Below are 21,147 nucleotides of genomic sequence, written 5' to 3'. Positions count from 1 at the left end.
AATCTTCCCAGGGTAAGTCGGCCCCTAAGGCGAGGCAGAAATGCGTAGCTGATGGGAAACAGGTTAATATTCCTGTACCTGTATATGTGTGCGATGGAGGGACGCAGGAGGATAGATGATCCGGGTGTTGGATATCCCGGTGCAAACGCGTAGGCTTGAGTGGTAGGCAAATCCGCCGCTCTTTAAGGCCGAGACGTGATGCCGTGTCTTTAAACGACTAAAGTCATTGATTCCATGCTGCCAAGAAAAGCTTCTAAGTTTAGCATATGCAGACCGTACCGCAAACCAACACAGGTAGGTGGGTCGAGCAGACCAAGGCGCTTGAGAGAACTCTGGTTAAGGAACTCGGCAAAATGACCCCGTAAGTTCGCGAGAAGGGGTACTCGGATGTGTGATCTTATTTACTTTGTGAGCACACCTGAGGCGCAGTGAATCGGGGGGGGCGACTGTTTACTAAAAACATAGGTCTCTGCTAAGTCGTAAGACGATGTATAGGGACTGACGCCTGCCCGGTGCTGGAAGGTTAAGAGGTGGGGTTAGTCTTCGGACGAAGCTCTAAATCGAAGCCCCAGTAAACGGCGGCCGTAACTATAACGGTCCTAAGGTAGCGAAATTCCTTGTCGGGTAAGTTCCGACCTGCACGAATGGCGTAACGATCTCCCCACTGTCTCAACCAGAGACTCAGTGAAATTGAATTCCCAGTGAAAATGCTGGGTACCCGCGGAAGGACGGAAAGACCCTGTGCACCTTTACTGCAGCTTGACATTGGTAAGTGATTAATAATGTGTAGGATAGGTGGGAGACTTTGAAGCATGCTCGCCAGAGTGTGTGGAGTCACCCTTGAAATACCACCCTTTATTACTTGTTTATCTAATCCAATGCCGTTATCCGGCTTGGAGACAGTGTCTGGTGGGTAGTTTGACTGGGGCGGTCGCCTCCCAAATAGTAACGGAGGCTTGCAAAGGTTCCCTCAGGCTGATTGGAAACCAGCCGTTGAGTGCAAAGGCATAAGGGAGCTTGACTGTGAGACAGACATGTCGAGCAGGAACGAAAGTTGGTCTTAGTGATCCGGTGGTTCCGCATGGAAGGGCCATCGCTCATAGGATAAAAGGTACGCCGGGGATAACAGGCTGATCGCGTCCAAGAGTTCACATCGACGACGCGGTTTGGCACCTCGATGTCGGCTCATCACATCCTGGGGCTGAAGCAGGTCCCAAGGGTACGGCTGTTCGCCGTTTAAAGTGGTACGCGAGCTGGGTTTAAAACGTCGTGAGACAGTTTGGTCCCTATCCTCCGTGGGCGTAGGAGAATTGAAGAGGGTCTGCCCCTAGTACGAGAGGACCGGGGTGGACGAACCTATGGTGTTCCAGTTGTCACGCCAGTGGCATTGCTGGGTAGCTAAGTTCGGTAAGGATAACCGCTGAAAGCATCTAAGCGGGAAGCCCGCCTCAAGATTAGTTCTCCCTCTACATTAGTAGCTAAAGATCCCTTGAAGACTACAAGGTTGATAGGCTGGAGGTGTAAGCAATGTGAGTTGTTCAGCTGACCAGTACTAATAGATCGTGCGGCTTATTTTACATCAAAAAGGAATTCTCTCTTCTCCCTATTTACTTATATATCTCGAACCCTACGGTTCACCAAATTTTCTTGGTGCCCAAGGAGGAGGGGGTACACCCGGTCCCATTCCGAACCCGGTAGTTAAGCCCTCCATCGCCGATGATACTGCATGGTAGCGTGTGGGAAAGTAGGTCGGTGCCAAGTAAAATTTAAAAGGCTCTCAGTCGTTAGACTGAGAGCCTTTTCCTTTTGGAGCCGTGGAAGGCGCCTTTACTTGTTTGGGTGGACAGCAGGACTGTAGATGTGCAGAGTATTGGATAAATAGAAGCATGCTGATTATTCGTCATAGACACTGTGTGTTGTGGGTGTCTGAGAGCACGCTTCGCAAATTGCGAGTCAATTCCAATGGTAGTTCCATCCGCACCTAATCCACATGCGATTGCTGTTCTCTGCTTAACTGCGCTTGCTCTTGTTCTGTTTAGTCGGGAGAAGATTCCTCTCGAATCTTCCAGTTTGTTTGTTCTCGCAGCTCTAGCTGTAGGTTTTGAAGTGTTCCCATATCAGGATGTTCATGGGGGCATTTTTAATCCTGTAAATTTCTTCATTGGATTCGGTAACGAGGCGCTTATAGCAGTTTGCGCTTTGATGATTGCTGGTCAGGGACTCATTCGTACTGGAGCACTTGATCCAATTGGTCGCTGGCTCGCCAGATTTTGGAAAATCAGCCCACTGCTTTCTCTCTTATTGACCCTTATCACTGGCGCATTCATCAGTGCGTTCATCAACAACGTGCCTGTCGTTGTCTTGCTTCTTCCTGTTCTTATCAGTGTGTCCTTGAAAACAGGACAATCTGCGACACCTATCCTGATGCCCATGGGATTCTCCACTTTGTTGGGTGGAACGAGTACGACGATTGGTACATCGACCAATCTGCTCGTCGTGGCCGTAGCTGCAGAAATGGGACTGAAAAAGTTTGGCATGTTCGACTTTGTTGTCCCTGCGGTGATAGCTGGTAGCGTCGGCATTGTTTATCTGTGGCTGATAGCTCCTCGGCTCCTCCCGAAACGGGATATCGCAATGAGTGATTCCTCTGCACGTATCTTTACGGCCCATCTTGCCATCCGCGAGGAAAGTCCTGTTAATGGAAAACCGCTTTCTGAAGCTATCGCCTTGGCTCAAGGAAGGATGAAGGTCGTGGCGTTGGAGCGGGGAGAAGGCAATGCTATTATGCTTCTGCCTGACTTGACTTTGTTGCCTGGCGATCACCTTGTCATTGATGACACTCCTGAGAACCTGAAGGAGTTTGAAAGCATCCTTCAAGGGACTCTCTATCCTGCTGGTGAGGAAGAGGTTCCTATCGATGATAACCATCCGCTACTTGATGACGATCAGCAAATTACAGAGATCGCCATTTTCCCTGGATCAAAGCTTGCCTCTCGTACGTTAAACAATTTTCGTTTTGTCGACCGGTATGGCCTCGTACCTTTGGCTCTGCACCGTTCGGGTAAACGGTTTCAGCGCGTGCGTGATACCATAGGGGATATTCGGTTGAGGGTGGGGGATATCCTTTTAGTGCAGGGACCTCGAGAGAATATTACTGATCTTAAAAATAGTACGGATGTGCTGGTGTTGGATTCCACATCAGACCTCCCTTATTCAAAGAAGGCCCCCCTCGCGATGGGGATCATGCTGGCAATCATTCTGGCGGCAGCTTTTGGGCTGTTACCTATCGCCATCAGTGCAACATGCGGCATATTGCTGATGATCCTGACGGGGTGTTTGGGATGGCGAGATGCAACTCGTGCAGTCAGTGCACAGGTCATTCTGATTGTCGTGGCCAGTTTGGCCCTTGGCAGTGCCATGCTCTCAACCGGTGGTGCGGAATATCTTGGGCAGGTCTTTGTCCGTCTTTTCGGTCAGGCATCGCCTACCATTGTGATTAGCGGGTTGATGATACTCATGGCCGTCTTCACGAACATCATCTCCAACAATGCTACAGCCGTAATCGGCACTCCCATCGCCATATCAATAGCGCACCAATTGGGCCAACCGCCTGAACCGTTCGTCTTGGCCGTGTTGTTTGGAGCTAACCTGAGTTTTTCGACCCCCATGGCTTACAAGACGAATCTCATAGTCATGAACGCAGGCGAGTACTCCTTCGCAGATTTCTTGAAGGTCGGAACGCCTTTGGTCCTGCTCATGTGGATTATTCTATCTTTCCTTTTGCCTCTCCAGTTCTTGTAGAGAGCACCAATGGCAATTAACCGTTTAGTCGGGATACTTACCAGAGCAGAGTTGGCCTCCCGCGCCCCAGTTTTGCTTCTTGACCTCGTCGATTATGATGTAGATGGATTCCTCACTGCAATTCGTGATTCTGGCCATTTCTCTGGTCATGACTTCTACTAGTTCGCGCTTTTGATCTTCGTTGCGCCCTTCCCACATTTCTACACGAATAACAGGCATTTCAGTTTCTCCTTGTTCCAATCAAAGGACTTGATCATTGGATACGAAAAAGCCGCTCCTACACATGTAGAAGCGGCTTTTGGGTCGCTCAGTATAAGAATGCAGGGAGAGGTACTACATCCTTTATGATTAGTCGAACTTTCTGCGAAGCCCGACAAGTCCGAGCAGGCCGGAGCCAAGGAGCCAGACTGCACCAGGGATGGGAGTAGGAGAGGCTTCGAGGCTTGCCATGGCGTAAAAACCGTCAAATTGAATTTGTACTATGCCTAATGCTGGACCGGCATAGTCAGTGAGGGAGGCGAATGTTAGTGGGTCAGAATCGATTGAGGTCCAGATGGATACACTGCTGGGGAGGCCTTGCACAAAATCAATGGCTTTAATGAAGACTGCTTGGTCGAAAGAGATAGTACCCGGGCCACCTGGTAAATCAATAAGATAGTTCTGCACGGAGATGGCATCGAAGTTTGTAAATTGTGCAGAAACATTCTCGCCTTCAAGTGCAAAGTCCGCTGGATTCGCAATCGGCTGGTCAAAAGTAAATACATCAGCGTTAGCGATTGAGGCAAAACTCAGCGCAATAACGAAGGCCAGAATTGTGATAGTTCTTTTCATTTCCCACTCCTCATAAAATGTGCTTGATCGCTCTTAATGAGCAAGTTGGGTGCCATTAATTCATATGTCAGTAATTCTAGACAGGTTGCAAAACAGACTTGAGTTGTCGGATATTTTGTCTGATTTTACTGGATGCGTCTGGAACGTGTCTCTTATTCCGCTTCCATCTTTTGGTACGGTTGCTAGCACCGCTTACATAGTGAAAAACACAATCGGAGCGACGATGAGTCGATAGTAGGCGAATCCTCTCAGCGTGATCTTTTGCAGCAGGACAATGAAGAGTTTGATCGCTGCCAAAGCCGTGATGAATGAAGTGATGAAACCTATGGCGAGGAAGAGGGCGTCATTGGCCGAGAAAAGTTGGTAGCTCTTGAGCAGGTCGTATCCTGTCGCGGCGACCATGATGGGGACCGCTGCTATAAAAGAGTATTCTGCGGCCACAGTACGTTTGGCTCCGAGGATCATGCCGCCCATGATGGTGGCGGCTGATCTGGAGAATCCTGGCCACAATGCGAGGCATTGGAAGAAGCCAATGCCCAGAGCGAGGCCAGGCGTTACCTCGTCGATGGATTCGGTTTTTGGGGTAAGGTTCAGTTGCTCAACAATCAGGATGATGATTGCGCCGACGAACAGGGCCATGGAGACCGTGATAGGATTGAACAGGTGTGACTTGATGTAGGAATGGGCGAGGAGTCCCACAACAGAGGCCGGGATAGATGTCAAAATGAGTAAGCCTATGCCGCGCATGCCTGAAAATGGCTTATCCGGATTTTTCGTCAGCAGCCCCAAGAAGATATCGCGGTAGAGAACTACTACCGCAAGTATGGCCCCCAACTGAATGGCGACTTCGAATGTCTCTGCGTGGGCTCCTGTGTATCCGAGGAGGTGCCCTGTGATGATCAGATGCCCGGTGCTTGAAATGGGCAGGAATTCGGTCAGTCCTTCCACTATGCCAAGAATGACGGCGAGATACCAGTTGTCCATGAGTTGTCCTTTGAATGGGGAATAATAAAAAGGCACAAACGCTTGCTTCCGGTCACAGACAGGGAAGTGTGCGGTGTGCCTTTTTAGGGGTTGGCTAATTTCAGGAGTACTATTGTCTTCTTCTGAACCCAATCAGACCGACAAGACCTGTGCCCAGCAGCCATGCTGCCGCAGGAATCGGTGTAGCACTCGTTTTGGCGTACAATATTGGTTCGTTCAAGTCTGAACCGGGAGCGTCCCAGCCACCTTTGTTGTCGTTAAATCCCAACAGAAATGCATTCGGGTTTTCGCCGGGCGCCCAGAACATACGGCTAGTATGTTTGTCGATACTTTTTTTACCCACCAGAAGTTCAAACTTATCATCAGCGGTGATGCCGTAGGTGGCTGCGAGGTCTATCTCATTAGTCAATTCATAGCCTCGAGTGCCTTCACTCCAATCCCAGGAGCCTGGAGAGTAGAGGATGTGAGTGCCTTTATTGTTTCCGACTACTCTGAGGATAATATCAGTCGTACTGGAAGTGTCCATGGCCATTACCTGTAAGGAGCTCATCTCTTTTAAGGTCCAATATTTGGATGGCTCGTCAGCGGCACTGTCGAGCAGCGTTGACAGGGAGTAATTGGTGCCAAAGAGGTTGTTGTACGTTTGCGCTACTGTCACTTCGTTATAGGCGGCGTGTGAAAGTGCAGGCAGCAGAAGCAGGCAAAAAGAAAGAAATATGATTTGAATCTGTCGCATTGTTTGTCTGAGTTAAAATTAATTTTGCAAGCTCATTGCGAAACCAATGCCAATCCTCGATTTGGGTGCATCATTCAATGCTTTCCGGGGGAATGAAGTTGAGAAACATTTAAAAAATAATGGGAGTCTGAAAAAAATGGAAAATGACGGGTGGGGACTGGGGAAAAGCCCATGGTGTATGCTCTCCGCCAGTCCCGTTTTTTCGGAATTATACGGAGGATGAAAAATGGTAAGAAGGTATGAAATGTTATTTTAGCTGGTTATGAGTCTAGCATGATAGTTGCTAAGAACTGGCAAATTTGCTTTCAGGGGAGGACATCTACACATGTCGGGAGTGATAAACGCATACCGGGAAGAGGATGCTGAATTCCAGGTGAGAAGAGATCACTGGGCTGATGACAGCATCTACTTTGGTTCGGAAGTACAGATCGGCAAGGTGTTCGAAAAGGAAACCATCAAAGGGCGAATCATCGGCTTGAGTGAGTATGAATTTCTCATTCTCCAGATTCCTTTGGTGATTGGATACCGTGCCAGATATGCACCGGGTTCCACTGTGGTGATGAAGTTTGCCAAAGAAGGCTCCGTATATGGTTTTTACGCCGAGATTTTGCAGATTCAGTATGATCCAGCTCCCCTGATGTACGTGAAGTATCCAAAGGAAGTGGAGTCCTTCGATTTTCGTAATAGCAAGCGCTTTCATTGCAATGTCCCAGCACGGATGTTCAATGATTATGGACACTATTTCTGCTTGATCAACGACATCAGTGACGGCGGTTGTCATATGACGGTACACCGTTGCAACGTCCGCAAGGACGATCATATTCAGGTTGGCGAAGAGGTCACCGTGTTGCTGAGCCTCTACGGGCTTGGGGAGATGGAAATCTCCGGGATGGTTAAAAGCGTTAACCTGACGGCCGACAAGATGACCTACGGAGTGCAATTCAAGGAAGGAGTCAGTGAGTCACAGTTGAGCATGTATTTGGAAATGCTGGGCGGGGCACAAATCTAAGAATGATGGCAATAAAAAAAGCGGGGCAAGGCTGATATCAGCCTTGCCCCGCTTTTTTTGTGTCTGTGCTTCTTAGTTGGGCATCGTGTCGTATGCCTTTTCGGAAATCTGCAACCGCTTGATGAGCTCGCCTTCCAAGGCAAGGAACTTGTAGAGGGAGAAGACGTGGTTGCTGTTGGCGGTCTCCAGCAGCACACTGTTGCTGAACACTTCGTTGATGGAGTCCAGAACGTCCAGCAGGGAGCGCTGACCGACGTTGAACTGCATCATGTACATGTCGCGGGACTGGATGCTGTACTGCAGTGCTTCGGCGTGCATTTCAATCTGACCGACGGCAGCCTCGTACTCTGCCCATGCAGTTGCAGTCTGGCGAACCAGGTCTTCGATGGTGTCCTGACGGAGGGACTCGGCTTCCTTGACGCGCTGGTCAGCTGCCTGCGCAGTCTTGTAATCGGAGCCACCGTTAAAAATATTCCAGGACATGGCGAGCATGGCCCTGTCGTCGCGCAGGTAAGTATTGGAGCCGTCGAGGTTGTTGGTGTTGCGGGAGCTCAGCTCGATGTCCACGGTGGGGTAGAAGCTGGCCTGCTGTACCTTCTTGTCTTTTTCCAGAGCAACGATATCAGCGTCGGCTGCCTTGATTTTGGGGTTGCCGTCCATGGTCAACTCAATGGCTGCATTGAGGGACTTGGGAGCAGCTTCAAGCTGCTCTTCCGGCGTGATCAATTCCTTCGGAGCCTCGCCGGTCTGACGGATGTATTCGGCCTCGGCAGTGTGCAGTGACTGCGTGTAGGTGATCAGGGTACTCTTGGCTCGGGCGACTCGACCTCTTGCCTGCATTTCGTCTGCCTTGCTGCCTGCACCGCCGCTGACTCGCTCAACGATGGAGTCAAGTACTTCTTCGTGGGTTACCACGTTCTCTTCTGCCAACTGAAGCAGGGTGCGTTCACGGGCGACGTCAAGGTGTGCACGGATGGAATCGAGGGCAACGGCTTCGACGGTGTCGATCAGTCTGTATTCTGCAGAGGTCAGACGGGCCTGGGAGCCGCGGTAGTTGTTGAGGCGGTCCATGCCATCAAAAACATTTTGGGTGATGGTCACAGTGGAGTCCGAAGCTGTGCGGGTTCTGTCTTCATTCCCAGCAGTTCTCGTGGTCTGGCTGTTGTACTTCTGCAGACCAAAATCAGAGGCCAGGTCAAGGGAAGGAAGGAAACGACCAATGGCCGCGGCCAAGTTGTTGGAAATGGCTTCGCGGTTGTGGAGAATCGCTTTGATCTGGGGATGCTGCTTGACTGCCTTTTGGACAGTGTCATGGATGGACACAACTTCTTCCGAACCAAAGGATAGGGTCGGCGTCAGCAGAACAATAGCAAAGCAGGTCAGTACGAGTTGTTTAAGCATCATATTCGGTCTCAGTTCATGGTTCATCGAATTCTATTCGTTGTGCCTAGTATTAACAAAACGAAAGTTATGTATGTTTCCTTTTGTGAAGGCTAACATAGCCTCCTAACATAATTCCTATCGAGTTGGCTAGTATGTCTTCGATAGAAGAGTGCCGATATGGCACGAATTCCTGGAGGATTTCAAGTGCTCCTCCCCATGCAATCAATAGCAGGGCTGTGGTTCTGAAAGAAGAGCCGGGAAAGGCCAGCATGTGAATGAATGCAAGCCATCCGTAAGCCACGAGATGTTGCAGTTTGTCCAAATGGGGGATTGATTGCGGGGTGGACGATCCGGGTATCAGAGAGCCTATAGTGATCAGTCCCAGCGAGAGGGCCCAGGTGGTTCGTATGAGTGTTTTTGAACGCATATATCAGCAGGTGGTGGTGTTTTTCTTGGATTTATACATATTCTTGTCGGCATGCTCGATAAGGTCTTCTGGCGTGGTCCCGTCTTCCGGATAATAGGCCGACCCAAAGCTTGCCCCGATGGAGAGGGAAAGTCCGTTTATTTCGAACGGTGCACAAATGGATCTCAATACCTTATATATAACGATGGCCAACGTCTGTTTGGATTCCATGTTGGGCAGGATAAAGAGAAACTCGTCGCCACCGAGCCTGGCCACAGTGTCGGAGTCTCTGACCGCGCTGGAGAATCGCGAAGCCACTTCGGACAGCAGTGCATCACCGACTTTGTGTCCGTGCTTGTCGTTCACTTCTTTGAACCTGTCCAAATCCACAAACACCACTGCGAACTTGCTTTGCTCCCGTCGGCTCTTCTTGACCTCCATGGAAAGGCGTTCAAAAAGGAGCGCCCTGTTGGGAAGGCCTGTCAATGGATCGTAATAGGCCAGCTTTCTGAGTTTGGTCTCTGCAATCTTCACGTCCGTGGTGTCTTCAATGGTCAAAATGTATCCGTTGACAATTCGGTTTTCCCAAATGCCGGTCACCTTCGCCTGAAGGCTTGGGGAGTAGGTGTTGGGAAGATCAAGATTGACAACTGGTGATACATCTTTGTCGAGAGCTTTCAATACGGGCTCGACACTGTTGAACGCCTTGATGCCGTTTGCTCCCAGTTCGGACAGCTTTTTGCCCACTATGTCATCCGTCAAATCCAGCAGTTTTCCGGCCACTTTGTTGCAGTACTGAATGACAAGCTGTGGCGAGATGGCAATAACGCCGACGTTCATGGCTTCATTGACGGTGCGGTCCAGCAATCTTGCATGCAAAAGACCTTGCGTGGTGGTGCGTTGAGCAATGTGGCTGAATTCCGCAAAGAGCGGATTGAGAGCGTGGGCGATGTGTTTGTTCAAGTGGGCTGTTTCTACAACCCAACACTGATTTGTCGGAGAGTTTTGGCAGATGAAGAGCGGGTCCTTGGCACTTTCGAGCGTACATAGGGTTTGCCCGATGGGAGTGTCATCGGCAATGACCGGGTAGCGGTAGTCCGCCACCTCTTTAATGGAAACCTGCCAGATGTTCTTCTGGGTCTGGATGGCAGAGGCGATATCCTTGCGACTGACGATCCCGGTCGGGTGCCCCTCACTGGTCGTGACAAGGTAGGGCATTGTTTCCACGCTGAGCCCTTCAAGGGCTTTGAGGCATGTCTCCGATTCTTCCAGAGCCAGTGAAGGTGCCGCCGTCGGAAGAATGGTGCCCAAGGGAGTCTCTTGAAAGTTCTGAATCTTCTGGTGGGAATCCTGTGAGATGATCTGCATTTGGCCGTTGGGCTTGCAGACCACTATATGTTCGAAATCTTTATTGGAATACTTCTGCATGAAAGAGGTTAGCGGAGTGTCGGCATCCGTGAAGGCCAACTCGCTGCAGGCGCATTCCTTGGGAGTTGCCATAACCCTTCCCGAATTCTCATCCATGGTTTTAAGGATGGAGTGGGCATGGACAACGCCGATCAGACGGCTGTCCTTGATGAGTCCTGCGCATGCCCATGGATTTTCTTTCAGGCGTTTAAGCAAAGCAGAAAGCGACGTATCATGTGGCATCAATACGCAAGGACAAGAGTGGAAGTCTCCCATCGTGATATGCGTGTTGGTTATTGGCATGGCTTTCTTTTGTCTCGTCTTAAAAAATCGGAATCCTATATTGTTCCGTCAGTCATTGTTGCCAACATCGTCATGAAAAGCTGTTATATCAATAAGTTCTCTGTGTTGGCATAAAACTCGCTTTCGGGAGACATGCAAAACGTAAACCAACTTGCCATCAAGCTGTGAATGCGACGGTGGTGAATTCTTAGCTGGAATCCACGAGGGAGTTATTGTGTCGAGAATGCAAACAATTTGTTTTCAGCTGCCGGAAAGTTTGAATGATGCTCTCATGGCCCATGCCATGGAGAGAAAACTGGAAGCGGATGCATTGATTGTTGAATCTTTGGAATTGTATCTGACAGGACCTTCAAAAAATAATCGACGTGCCCATGACCGTTATGATGTTAATCTATCAGCAGTGGCCCGTCCTGTTGGCGACGTCGTAGGCAGCTCGATCCTCCCGGGAACGGTGTTGGATGTGTCTGCAGGGGGCGTGAAGTTACAATGTGACTATGACAAGGACGACATTGATCGATTGGTTCAGGTCGGCGGAAGAGTTGAAATCATTTTTACGGTCCCGGAGAAAGAATACCCTGTGTGCTTCACGTGTGAAGTGAAACACATTTTTCACCAGGAAAATTCTGAACTTGGTTGTGAATTCGTCAAATCAACAGGCGACAGCCTCGAGGTCTTGAAAGAACTCCTGAGCAGCGCCTCGTAGGGGAGATCTGAAATGTCCAAGTTATCAAAGGATCAGTTTGATTCCGATAAGTTCCATACTCTGTACAAGATGTATGCGGACAAGATGGCGCAGGACGGTGCTCCTGACATCGTGATCAATACGTTCAAAGAGCACTTCGCACATTTTCTCAGCAATGAAGAGTCCTATTTGACCGAAGACAGGATCTGTCCGGTTTTACCGGATGATATCCCGTCCATGGATGACCTGCAAAAATACGGGGATTCCGGGCGTGCTGCGCTCCACAAGACAGCCATCATCAAATTGAACGGTGGACTGGGAACAAGCATGGGGCTTGAAGGGCCAAAGTCATTTCTGCCCGTGAAAGAGGGACGGACATTTCTGGACCTGATTCTCAAGCAGATGGAACTCCTTCGCATCGAGCATGATGCCTCACTGCCCTTGCTCCTCATGAACAGCTTTTGGACAGACAAAGCCACCCGGGAACGGTTGGCCAATGAACGCAACGGCGATCCCAACATCCCGATGACGTTTGTTCAGCATCGTTACCCCAGAATTCGCAAAGACGATTTGACTCCTCTGAGCTGGGAACAGACGCCCGAGCTTGAATGGAACCCGCCCGGACACGGCGATATTTTTACGGCGCTCCTTACTTCCGGTCTCCTTCGGCTGCTGCTGTTGCATGGTTACCGATATGTGTTCGTTTCCAATTCGGATAATCTCGGTGCCATTTTCAACGCAGATTTGCTCGGCTACATGGTCAAGGAGAACGTTCCGTTCCTCATGGAAGTGTGCCAGCGCACGGTCCAGGATCGCAAAGGCGGACACCTCGCCCGCCTTGGTGGCATCGACGGACTGCTTGGCCTTCGTGAAGTGGCCCAGTGCGCTCCGGAAGATATGGACTGCTTCCAGGATATCGATAAGTACTCGTTCTTCAATACCAATTCCATCTGGCTGGACCTCAAGGCCGTGGAGCAGGCATTCCTGCATTACCGTCAGTTCTCTCTGCAGTTGATCGTCAATCCGAAGAGAGCTGTACCCGGTGATCCCAATTCTCCGGAGGTTTTCCAGCTCGAAACTGCCATGGGTGCAGCATTGTCCCTGTTCAAGGGCGCACAGGCCGTGGTCGTTCCCAGAAGTCGATTCTCCCCGGTCAAAACCATCAGCGACCTGATGTTGACCATGTCTGACTGCTTCGAAGTGACGGAATGCAATTCAGTTGTCTGCGCAGATTGGAGGAAGTTGCCCAAGATCAATCTTGATCCCACCGTGTATTCCACAGTGGAGAGCTTCTTCTCCCGGTTCCCTGACGGCGTTCCCTCCATGGGGAATTGTACGCAATTGACTGTTCGCGGGGATGTTGTCTTTCCTCGGGAAGTCATTCTGGATGGGACAGTTGAAGTCGTGAATAAATCGCGGCAGCAATTGATACTGCCACCAGGCAAAAATCTCAGCGGCAAGTTTGCAGTAGCATAGAAATGAGAAAGGCGGGGTTAACCCGCCTTTCTTTATGCCGTTGTTCGGTAATCAATTTCGTGTTTTTGGAGTAGCTCGTAGAGTCGCGCTCTGGAGAGTCCGGCCACTTTGCAGGCATCCTTGAGGTCGCCCTTGGATCGCTTGACCAATTCCAGAAGATATTCAGCTTCCATCTGGTGCACAACCTTCTGGCGGGTTTCCTTGAACGAGGGCAACTCGGTTGCAGTGAAGTGTTGCTCCGGAAGAATATCTAACGGGGCAGCATGTTCGACTTCCTGCGGAGGTGCTGCAGTCTTGGAGTTGATCGACTGCTTGATATGACAAATTCGGAGTTCCCTCGGCAGGTGATAGGAGTGGAGCGTCTTGGCATCGAAGCAGTTGGTGATCGCATAGTTCATTGCATTGATCAGCTCGCGAACGTTGCCGGGCCACTCGTTATCTTTCAGTGCCGTGAGAAAGTCGTTGGAAAGACGCTTCTTGGGAATCCCCTGTTCCTTGCACAACTTGGCCATGTAGTGTGTGGCAAGCGGCACGATGTCTTCAATGCGATCCTTCAGCGAGGGAAGATTGATGATGCAGGATTTCAGGCGGTAATAGAGATCCTGACGGAAGGTGCCTTCCTCAACCATTTTAGACAGATTTCTGTTGGTCGCTGCAACAAGCCGGAAGTCACTTTTTACTTCCTTCTTTGAGCTTAGCGGGCGGAACGAGTGCTCTTGGATGACGCGCAGAAGGGATTTCTGAATGTTCAGATCCAGATCAGCGATTTCGTCGAGGAAAATGGTGCCCCCGTCTGCCTGTTTGAAGAGGCCTTCCCTGCTCTCCTTGGCATCGGTGAATGTCCCTTTTTCATGCCCGAAAAGAATGCTCTGGGCGAGGGTGCGTGGCAGGTTGGTGCAGTCCACAACAGTGAACGGTTGGTTCTTTCTGTCGCTGTTGTCGTGGACGGCTTTGGCGAAAAGTTCCTTACCCGTACCTGTCTCACCGAGGATGAGGACATTGTGTTTGGTTCTGGCAATGACGCCAACCCACTGAATCGCTCTCAACAGTTTCGGGCTATTCCCAATAATGGGGGCCCGTTGGATGATCGATTCGGAAATAAAGCGCTGCTTGGCCTCGCGGTGCTTCAGACATCGGGAAAGACAGCGTTCGAATTCAACGAAGGGGAAGGGCTTGATCAGAAAATCCCAGGCCCCGGCCTGAATGGCGATTTCGGCGTTTTTGCCGGAGACGTCGCCCGAGACCATGATTACGTCTGGGGTGCCCGGAGAGTTCAGGATGGTGTGAATATGTGGCAGACTGGTGTTTTCTCCCAGGTGCACGTCGAGGAATACGATGTCGTATTGCTCTTCCTGGAGGGCCTGAAGCCCTGCCTCCAACGTGTTCGTCGTCACGCATTCAATATCCAGCCTCTTCAACATGGTTGAAAAGAGCAGGCAAAAGTCATGTGCGTCATCTATTAAGAGAATCTTAGCCATGGATCACTTGGTTGCTTAAGTCCTAAATCCTTTTTGCAACCCGGCCGTCTACTGGAGACCCGTGGCTTTCCGTCCCAGGTTCGCACCTAGTTTGGCCAACACGAATATTTCGATTAGCAGCTATGACACAAAAATCAGGTTTGTGTAAAGAAACGTTCCCATGACTAAAGTTAAATGAGTTTTTTTCCCAAATTATTCGGGAAATTCTCCCGAGTAAGGTTGTCCGATTTTTTCAGAATCACACAGTGGTTAAATAGTGTGTTTGCATGTTACATACTGAAAACATTCAGAATTATCTATGTGGCATGTTTCTTCCACTAGCGCGAAGCAGGTGAAACAAAATGGGAAATGCATATCAAGTTTCGGAAGAGTTAAGTCGCCAGCTGGAGTCGATCGCAATGACGTTGAGTGTGACCCCTGAGGGGTTACTCGAGAGTATCGTTCGGCAATATGTCGGGCGTCATGAACTGCGAAATTCAGAGAACAAAGAGCGTCGAGGCTTCTTCCGCATCGACGTCAATATCCCTGCCATCGTTTCGTACATGGGCGAAGATCGCTCCGTGAGATATCAGGCTGCAAAGATCACCGATATTTCTCCGAGCGGGGTACATCTTGTGTGCTCAGGAAACCAGGTGTGCGGTGTTGCCGCTGAAACCAATGCCAGAGGTTTTCAGTTCGAGCTGTTCTTCTCATATACAGAAGACGAAAGCACGATTCATCTGGACTGCGAAGCGCAACGCATCGCTTTGGATGACGGGGATGTGCATGTCGGTGCGCGACTGTTGTTCACCTCGCGTGGTGGGCAGGAGGCCTACAGGGAATTGCTGGAGCATCTGGGACCGTCCGCTACGGATAGCGAAATATTTAACCTGTGAGAATGATAGAAAATGAATAAGGGTACTGCATCGTTGGCGATTGGTCTTCTTTTGGGTTGCCTGCTCATGTTTTCCGGCGCTGCCATGGCTGGAGCCATGGAAGGCTTCAAGCTTGGTGCTGGAGATGTTCTGGAGGTTTCCGTTTGGGGTGACGAAGCACTCACCCGCCCCAATGTCATCATCCGTCCTGACGGTAAAGTATCGTTCCCGCTGGTGGGCGATATGGTCGCAGCCGGTAAGACCGTAGAACAGTTGCGAAAAGAATTCGAAAAACGTATACAGGAATACGTTTCTGATGCGCCGGTTACCATTATGTTGCAGCAGCTTGGGAGCCCCCAAGTCTACATTGTCGGAAAGGTCAACCGGCCTGGCGTATATCTGATGAGTGGCCAGATAACGGTCCTCCAGGCGCTGGCTTTGGCTGGCGGCATGACTCCCTACGCAGAGAGTGATGAGATTCTGGTGGTCCGCGCCGGGAAAGAAGGGAAGCAGCAATATCTTCCTTTCGATTACGTGAAGGCTGTTGCCGGAGATGGGCTTGAGCAGAATATCAATTTGCAGCCCGGGGATACTGTACTGGTTCCCTAATCCGGGACACCTCAATTTGCCTCTGCAAAGTAGTTTTGCTTCATGCTGAAAGCCTCCTGTACACGATTGTCTTCCAGATTCCTGCTGGTCCTTTTGGTCCTGTCTCTCTTTGTCCCCTGTGTCAGCTATGCGGAACAGACCGTTCTGACTCCGGGGATCACGGTGCAGACAATGTACGACGACAACGTACATTTTGATGGCAAAGGGGACTGGGAGTTTCGAGTAACCCCTTCACTGAAATTGGAAGTAAGCCAGGAGGACTGGAAGATCGGCGGCGGCGGACGTGCTGCTGTTTTTCGGTACAACAATCTTTCGCAGTATGATCGCGAGAATTATCGTTTCTGGATTGATGGTGAAAAGGATCTGAATGAGCGGTTTCAGCTTAATTTCGATGCATCCTATGACTATGATCATACCTTTGTAGACGAACTGACCCAGTCCGGTACGCAGACGGCATCCGCCCTGCGTCGCAAGTACGGTTTTACTCCCGGTGCCAAGTGGAGCCTGACGGAAAAGGATCAGCTTTCCTTTTCCATCCCGATCTCCGCCATTCGATACGCCGGAAAGGACAACCCGGACAGCACCGCCACAGGTGGTGTCTTGGGGTGGACCCACATCATGAATAATGAGGTGGTCAGCCTTCTTGGGCAGGGAACATATAACCACTATCTGTATGACCGTCTGGATGGCGACACCAATCAGGATGTTTTCGGATTGATGGGCGGCATGAGTTACAACCCGACCGAACTGTTGAACCTGAGAGGCCTTGTTGGGCTTGGGTATTACAAGTCTGACGTGACTTTTGATTCCCGTTCGAATGAGAAGACGTCGAGAGGGTATTTCAGTTTTGATCTTTCGGGAACGTATTCCCGTGAAAAGTGGAAGTTTACGCTGGGAGCAGACCGTCAGGTTTCGCCTTCCACTTATGGCGAATCTTCTCTCAGAACTCGTGGTCGCGCTTCCGGTGAGTACTTCTTCACCGAACGTTTTTCTGCCTACTTGGAGGGCGCTGCTTACAATACAGAGACGGGCGGGCTCGTTTCTGAATCCAAGACCAGGACTTATTATGTCCGCCCCTGGCTGAAATATCAGTGGACTGAAGATGCTTCCATTCGTTTGGAATACAAACATACCAACACCAAAAACAGGATCTCCGGAAAAGAAAACCACCAGAACAGGATCGGGCTTCATTTCCAATATGAGTATCCAAGCTTTTTGTAGGTACCAATGAGGAAATCATGGAGACGCACAACGAAATTACTCTCTATATCAATGCATTCAAGCGGAGAAAATGGCTGTTCGCCGTACCTGCCGCAACATTGTTTCTGCTAGCGTCTCTCCTGATTTTCATTCTTCCTTCCATCTACACTTCTTCTGCAACCATTCTGGTTGAAGGCCAGGAAGTCCCTCAGGAACTTATTCAGTCCACAGTCACTGGCTATGTTGAAGAGCGTCTCCAGTCGATCAGCCAGATGGCATTCAGCCGGAAAAACCTGAAATCCATCATTGATCGGTTTGGTCTCTACAGCGAATACAAGGACAGCCTGACTTCCGAGGAAATTCTCGCCAAAATGCGTGAGAATATCAAAGTAGAAAATATTCAGGCCGATGTGGTGAGTAACACAGGGCGGCCTTCTACGGCGACCATCGCCTTTACTATCGCCTTTGATGGTAAATATCCCAAGCAGGTCATGCAGACCACCAACGCCCTTGTTTCTCTCTTTTTGGAGGAGAACCTCCGTGAGAGAGAGGAAAAGGCGTTGACCACCTATGAATTTCTGAACAAGCAGCTCGATCAGTTGCGCGAAGAAGTACAGGCTTCCGAGGCTCGTATCGCCATCTTCAAGGAAGAGCATTATCGCTCTCTTCCGGAGTTGATGGAACTCAATCTGCAAACGCTGGACAGAATCCAAAAGGATATCGATGCCCGTCAGGAAATGATCAAAACCCTGATGGACCGCAAGGTCTATCTTGAAGGTCAGATGGCCACCGTTGATCAGACCATGTATTCCTATTCTGCTGATGGTTCTCGCATTATGACTCCTGAAGAGGAGTTGAAGGCTCTGCGAAGCCAGTATCTTGCGAGCAAGACCTCTCGTTCCGAAAAGCACCCGGATATGATCAAGCTCAAGGGGCAGATCGATCTGCTTGAAAAGGAACTGGCTGCAAGGCGTAGAGCTACAGAAGGAGACGCCGAACTGGAATCCTGGCGCAGACAACTGGCTGCCTTGGAAAAGAAATATACTGCCAAGCATCCGGATGTGATCAATGCCCGAGGCAAGATCGCTGAATTGGAAGCTGAGCTGGCTTCATCGCAGAATAGCGACATGGTGCTTAAGGCGGACAAGGGGCTTGATAAGGAAAATCCCGCCTACATCAATCTCAAGACGCAGGTTCAGGCGACCACGTTGGAGATTCGCAATGAGCGCAATGTGATGGCGGAACTGCGCAAGAAGTATGATGACTATGTTGGCTACATTGAACAGAGTCCGCAGGTTGAGCAGGAATATGCCACGCTGCAGCGCGACTATCAGAACTCAAGTGCCAAGTATCAGGAGACCATGCAGAAGGTGCTGGCAGCCCGTCAGGCTCAAGAGCTTGAGAAGGAGCATGTCAGTGAAAAGCTGTCCCTCGTCGAACCTCCTGTCATGCCTGAGAAGCCCTACAAGCCTAAGCGTATGCTTCTCGTTGTTGTGGCCTTCATCCTTTCCATTGGATTCGGTATCGGTTTAGTGGCTGTGGCTGAGTTTATGGACCATTCGGTCCATGGACGTGATATGCTTACCACTTTGGTCAATGCCCCTGTGCTTGCCTCGATCCCCTATGTCCAGACCAGCGAAGAGGTGGCGCAACAGAAGAAACATCGAGTGATGATACTCACAACATCCGCTAGTATTTTTGCAGGGATAGTGTTGGCGGTTCATTTATTCGTCATTCCCATAGATGTGGCATTTTTCAAGATCGTCGATAAACTGCAGATGGTTATTTAAGGTGGATGAATCATGAGTAAAATCGCAAAAGCATTGAAAAGAGCTCAGGAAGAGCGCGCCGATGAAGCCGTGGTTCACGCTGCCATACAGCAGCCTACACCTGATACTGAAGAGCCGAGCTCTCCAAAGGCCAAACCCCGTCAGACGCAGATTCAGGAAGCAAGTGACATCCACATGGAGCGCAACAGGTTGCTCACCGGTGGAAGTGCCCAGCATATTCGAGATGCCTTCAACGTGTTGCGCGCCAAGCTGTTGCAGATGACCCGCGAGAAAGGCATGAATACGATCATGGTCACCAGTCCTGGGCGACAGGAAGGCAAGACCATCGTTGCCACGAACCTTGCCATGAGTATCGCCCGCGATGCCCGCCAGACAGCTCTCTTGGTCGACACCAACCTGCGCTGGCCCGGCGTGGCCCAGACAATGGGTGTGTGTAAGGACCAGGACAGCGGTTTGGAACACTACCTTATCGGGCAGTTGGAGCTGCCTGAGTTGCTGGTGAACCCGGGAATCGACAAGCTCGTTGTACTTCCTGCATGTCAGGCAACGACAGAGTCAGCTGACTTGCTCAGCACGCCGCGAATGCAGAAGCTCGTTCAGGAATGTAAGAATCGCTATCCTGATCGGTACGTCATCTTTGACTGCCCGCATGTTTTGGATATGCCTGACTCGCTTGTGTTCTCCACCTATGTGGACGGGATCATTCTTGTTGTAGAAGAAGGCAAGACATCCCAGAGAGATATCAAGGCTGCCATTGAGATGCTTGGCGAAGACAAGATTCTTGGCGTCGTTCTGAACAAACACATCACGCAGTAGTTCGTCATGTATCGCAAATTTTATGGCTTGAAAGAGAAGCCTTTCGATATCATCCCCAATCCCGGGGTGTTGTACGAGAGCACCAAGCATACGCAGGCGCTGACCTATTTACAGTATGGCTTTTCCGAGAATATCGGGTTTATACTGTTTACCGGTGAAATAGGAACAGGGAAGACGACGCTGCTCAAGTATCTGCTTACACAGATGACTGACGATGTGGAGGTTGCTGTTGTCTTCAATACCAATGTTGACGCCGAAGAGTTACTTCGTCTTATTCTGATCGAGTTTGAGGTGGAAGGCGTAGGACGTGACAAATCAAAGAACCTTGATCTGCTCAACCAGCATCTTATCAATACTTTTCGACAGGGGCGGCGTTGTCTGCTGATCATTGACGAAGCGCAGAACCTTTCATCGGAGGCCCTTGAAGAGGTTCGTCTCCTTTCCAACCTGCAGACTGACACGCAGCCACTGCTTCAGATCATCTTGGCAGGGCAGCCGGAGTTGCGGGATATTATCAAGAGTCCCGGGCTCGAGCAGTTGGCCCAGCGAGTGGCCATCAACTATCACCTTGCCCCCTTGTCCAGAGAGGAGCTTGGTGAGTACATTGATTATCGATTGAAAAAAGCTGGTGCAACGCAACGCAAGCTGTTTGCCGGAGACGCACTGGATCTTCTCCATACGCATACTGGCGGGATTCCCCGTGCCGTCAATGTGCTCTGTAATGCTGCGATGGTGTATGGCTATGCCGACTCCCTGGAAATGATCTCGAAACAGGTCATCGAGCAGGTCATCAGCGATAACATTGGTATCGACCCGCACAATACCCATGGCGGAGTGGATTTCGTTACCAATGAGCCTGCGTTGATCGACGGGGCAGGTGGATCGGTCAACAATGAGCGTATTGCTCATTTGGAATCCATGGTGGCCAAACTGACTGCACAGGTGAATTGGCAGTCCGGACAAATTGATGGTTCGATTTCAGAAGGTCATGAGAAGATGATCAAGTCTCTCGCAGACCTTTTGGAAAAAGAGCGAGTCCGTTCCGAGCGCTATTTTGGACGTTGCGTTGCCCTTTTCCACAAGAACAAAATGCTTCAACTCAAAGTAGACGAATTGTCGAGTCTGGAAATAACAGACAGTGAAAATGCGTCTTCCGAGAAGAAGCCCCGTTCCGGCTTTCTTCACTCCATATTCGGCATCTTTACGGGCTAATCCGTAATCCCTGATTATCACGATATTGAATACTTCCAGCACGCCATCTCGGCGTGCTGGTCTGCGTATGGTTGTGTGCGCTCTTATGTTGTCTAGGTTTTCCGGAATAAGTGGGTGACTGATATTTCCAATATGTGTCCTTATTGAAATATGCCATAAATTGAGCGGGT

At 50.2% G+C, this 21,147-nt stretch carries 17 protein-coding genes, 2 rRNA genes and 1 riboswitch (1 of these 20 running past the window's edge); of the genes, 12 read left to right on the top strand and 7 right to left on the bottom strand.

All coding sequences use genetic code 11. The features are described 5' to 3' along the window. The 3 genes from HFN16_RS02520 to HFN16_RS02510 all read left to right on the top strand — a co-directional run. A 23S ribosomal RNA gene (locus HFN16_RS02520) occupies nt 1-1,577 on the top strand; it begins 1,364 nt to the left of the window's first position. Nucleotides 1,578-1,646: 69 nt separating this feature from the next. Beyond that, a 5S ribosomal RNA gene (rrf, locus tag HFN16_RS02515) occupies nt 1,647-1,761 on the top strand. A 201-nt stretch (nt 1,762-1,962) separates the two neighbouring features. Then, nucleotides 1,963-3,801, top strand: coding sequence for an SLC13 family permease (locus HFN16_RS02510; protein ID WP_168889203.1), 1,839 nt, complete (start codon nt 1,963-1,965; stop codon nt 3,799-3,801). 24 nt (nt 3,802-3,825) lie between these two features. On the opposite strand, the gene HFN16_RS02505 is transcribed toward HFN16_RS02510, so the two are convergent. The 4 genes from HFN16_RS02505 to HFN16_RS02490 all read right to left on the bottom strand — a co-directional run bounded on the left by HFN16_RS02505 (nt 3,826) and on the right by HFN16_RS02490 (nt 6,352). Continuing rightward, a complete protein-coding gene (locus tag HFN16_RS02505; RefSeq protein WP_168889202.1) occupies nt 3,826-4,020 on the bottom strand; it encodes a 2-hydroxymuconate tautomerase in 195 nt (64 codons plus the stop codon). A gap of 129 nt (nt 4,021-4,149) precedes the next feature. Then, nucleotides 4,150-4,632, bottom strand: a complete 483-nt coding sequence (locus tag HFN16_RS02500) for a hypothetical protein (RefSeq protein ID WP_168889201.1) — start codon at nt 4,630-4,632, stop codon at nt 4,150-4,152. Nucleotides 4,633-4,824: 192 nt separating this feature from the next. Further along, complete coding sequence (locus tag HFN16_RS02495) at nt 4,825-5,616, bottom strand: undecaprenyl-diphosphate phosphatase (protein WP_168889200.1); 792 nt, start codon at nt 5,614-5,616, stop codon at nt 4,825-4,827. Between the two features lie 109 nt (nt 5,617-5,725). Beyond that, nucleotides 5,726-6,352 carry a VPLPA-CTERM sorting domain-containing protein gene (locus HFN16_RS02490; protein WP_168889199.1) on the bottom strand — a complete coding sequence of 209 codons (627 nt, stop codon included), beginning with the start codon at nt 6,350-6,352 and terminating at the stop codon, nt 5,726-5,728. 325 nt (nt 6,353-6,677) lie between these two features. Between HFN16_RS02490 and HFN16_RS02485 the strand changes: the two genes are divergently transcribed. Further along, complete coding sequence (locus HFN16_RS02485; protein ID WP_168889198.1) at nt 6,678-7,361, top strand: flagellar brake protein; 684 nt, start codon at nt 6,678-6,680, stop codon at nt 7,359-7,361. A 72-nt stretch (nt 7,362-7,433) separates the two neighbouring features. On the opposite strand, the gene HFN16_RS02480 is transcribed toward HFN16_RS02485, so the two are convergent. Next, on the bottom strand, nt 7,434-8,765 hold the full coding sequence (locus HFN16_RS02480; protein ID WP_247648418.1) for a TolC family outer membrane protein: 1,332 nt from the start codon (nt 8,763-8,765) through the stop codon (nt 7,434-7,436). A 409-nt stretch (nt 8,766-9,174) separates the two neighbouring features. Continuing rightward, nucleotides 9,175-10,800 carry a sensor domain-containing diguanylate cyclase gene (locus tag HFN16_RS02470; protein ID WP_168889195.1) on the bottom strand — a complete coding sequence of 542 codons (1,626 nt, stop codon included), beginning with the start codon at nt 10,798-10,800 and terminating at the stop codon, nt 9,175-9,177. 283 nt (nt 10,801-11,083) lie between these two features. Between HFN16_RS02470 and HFN16_RS02465 the strand changes: the two genes are divergently transcribed. Continuing rightward, the gene (locus HFN16_RS02465; protein WP_247648489.1) at nt 11,084-11,563 is read left to right on the top strand and encodes a PilZ domain-containing protein; all 480 of its coding nucleotides are present in this window, start codon (nt 11,084-11,086) and stop codon (nt 11,561-11,563) included. A 12-nt stretch (nt 11,564-11,575) separates the two neighbouring features. After that, nucleotides 11,576-13,018, top strand: a complete 1,443-nt coding sequence (locus HFN16_RS02460; RefSeq protein ID WP_168889193.1) for a UTP--glucose-1-phosphate uridylyltransferase — start codon at nt 11,576-11,578, stop codon at nt 13,016-13,018. Between the two features lie 32 nt (nt 13,019-13,050). On the opposite strand, the gene HFN16_RS02455 is transcribed toward HFN16_RS02460, so the two are convergent. After that, complete coding sequence (locus tag HFN16_RS02455; RefSeq protein WP_168889192.1) at nt 13,051-14,496, bottom strand: sigma-54 dependent transcriptional regulator; 1,446 nt, start codon at nt 14,494-14,496, stop codon at nt 13,051-13,053. 31 nt (nt 14,497-14,527) lie between these two features. Next, a riboswitch (cyclic di-GMP riboswitch) is annotated at nt 14,528-14,602 on the bottom strand. A 292-nt stretch (nt 14,603-14,894) separates the two neighbouring features. Between HFN16_RS02455 and HFN16_RS02450 the strand changes: the two genes are divergently transcribed. From HFN16_RS02450 to HFN16_RS02425, 6 genes are read left to right on the top strand one after another with little or no spacing between them, the layout of a single operon-like run. Continuing rightward, on the top strand, nt 14,895-15,371 hold the full coding sequence (locus HFN16_RS02450) for a hypothetical protein (RefSeq protein WP_168889191.1): 477 nt from the start codon (nt 14,895-14,897) through the stop codon (nt 15,369-15,371). 12 nt (nt 15,372-15,383) lie between these two features. Further along, complete coding sequence (locus HFN16_RS02445) at nt 15,384-15,959, top strand: polysaccharide biosynthesis/export family protein (RefSeq protein ID WP_168889190.1); 576 nt, start codon at nt 15,384-15,386, stop codon at nt 15,957-15,959. Nucleotides 15,960-16,001: 42 nt separating this feature from the next. Next, entirely contained in the window at nt 16,002-17,180 is a 1,179-nt protein-coding gene (locus HFN16_RS02440; protein WP_168889189.1) for an outer membrane beta-barrel protein, read from the top strand. Nucleotides 17,181-17,197: 17 nt separating this feature from the next. After that, complete coding sequence (locus HFN16_RS02435) at nt 17,198-18,949, top strand: GNVR domain-containing protein (RefSeq protein WP_168889188.1); 1,752 nt, start codon at nt 17,198-17,200, stop codon at nt 18,947-18,949. 12 nt (nt 18,950-18,961) lie between these two features. Beyond that, entirely contained in the window at nt 18,962-19,765 is an 804-nt protein-coding gene (locus HFN16_RS02430) for an AAA family ATPase (RefSeq protein ID WP_168889187.1), read from the top strand. A 6-nt stretch (nt 19,766-19,771) separates the two neighbouring features. Continuing rightward, complete coding sequence (locus HFN16_RS02425) at nt 19,772-20,977, top strand: XrtA/PEP-CTERM system-associated ATPase (RefSeq protein ID WP_168889186.1); 1,206 nt, start codon at nt 19,772-19,774, stop codon at nt 20,975-20,977. Nucleotides 20,978-21,147: the final 170 nt, after the last annotated feature.

Origin of the sequence: Pseudodesulfovibrio sp. zrk46, assembly GCF_012516435.1 — a bacterium.
Taxonomy (GTDB): Bacteria; Desulfobacterota; Desulfovibrionia; order Desulfovibrionales; family Desulfovibrionaceae; genus Pseudodesulfovibrio.
Note: the sequence above shows the minus strand (reverse complement) of the source record. Positions and strands in the feature narration are given on the sequence as shown.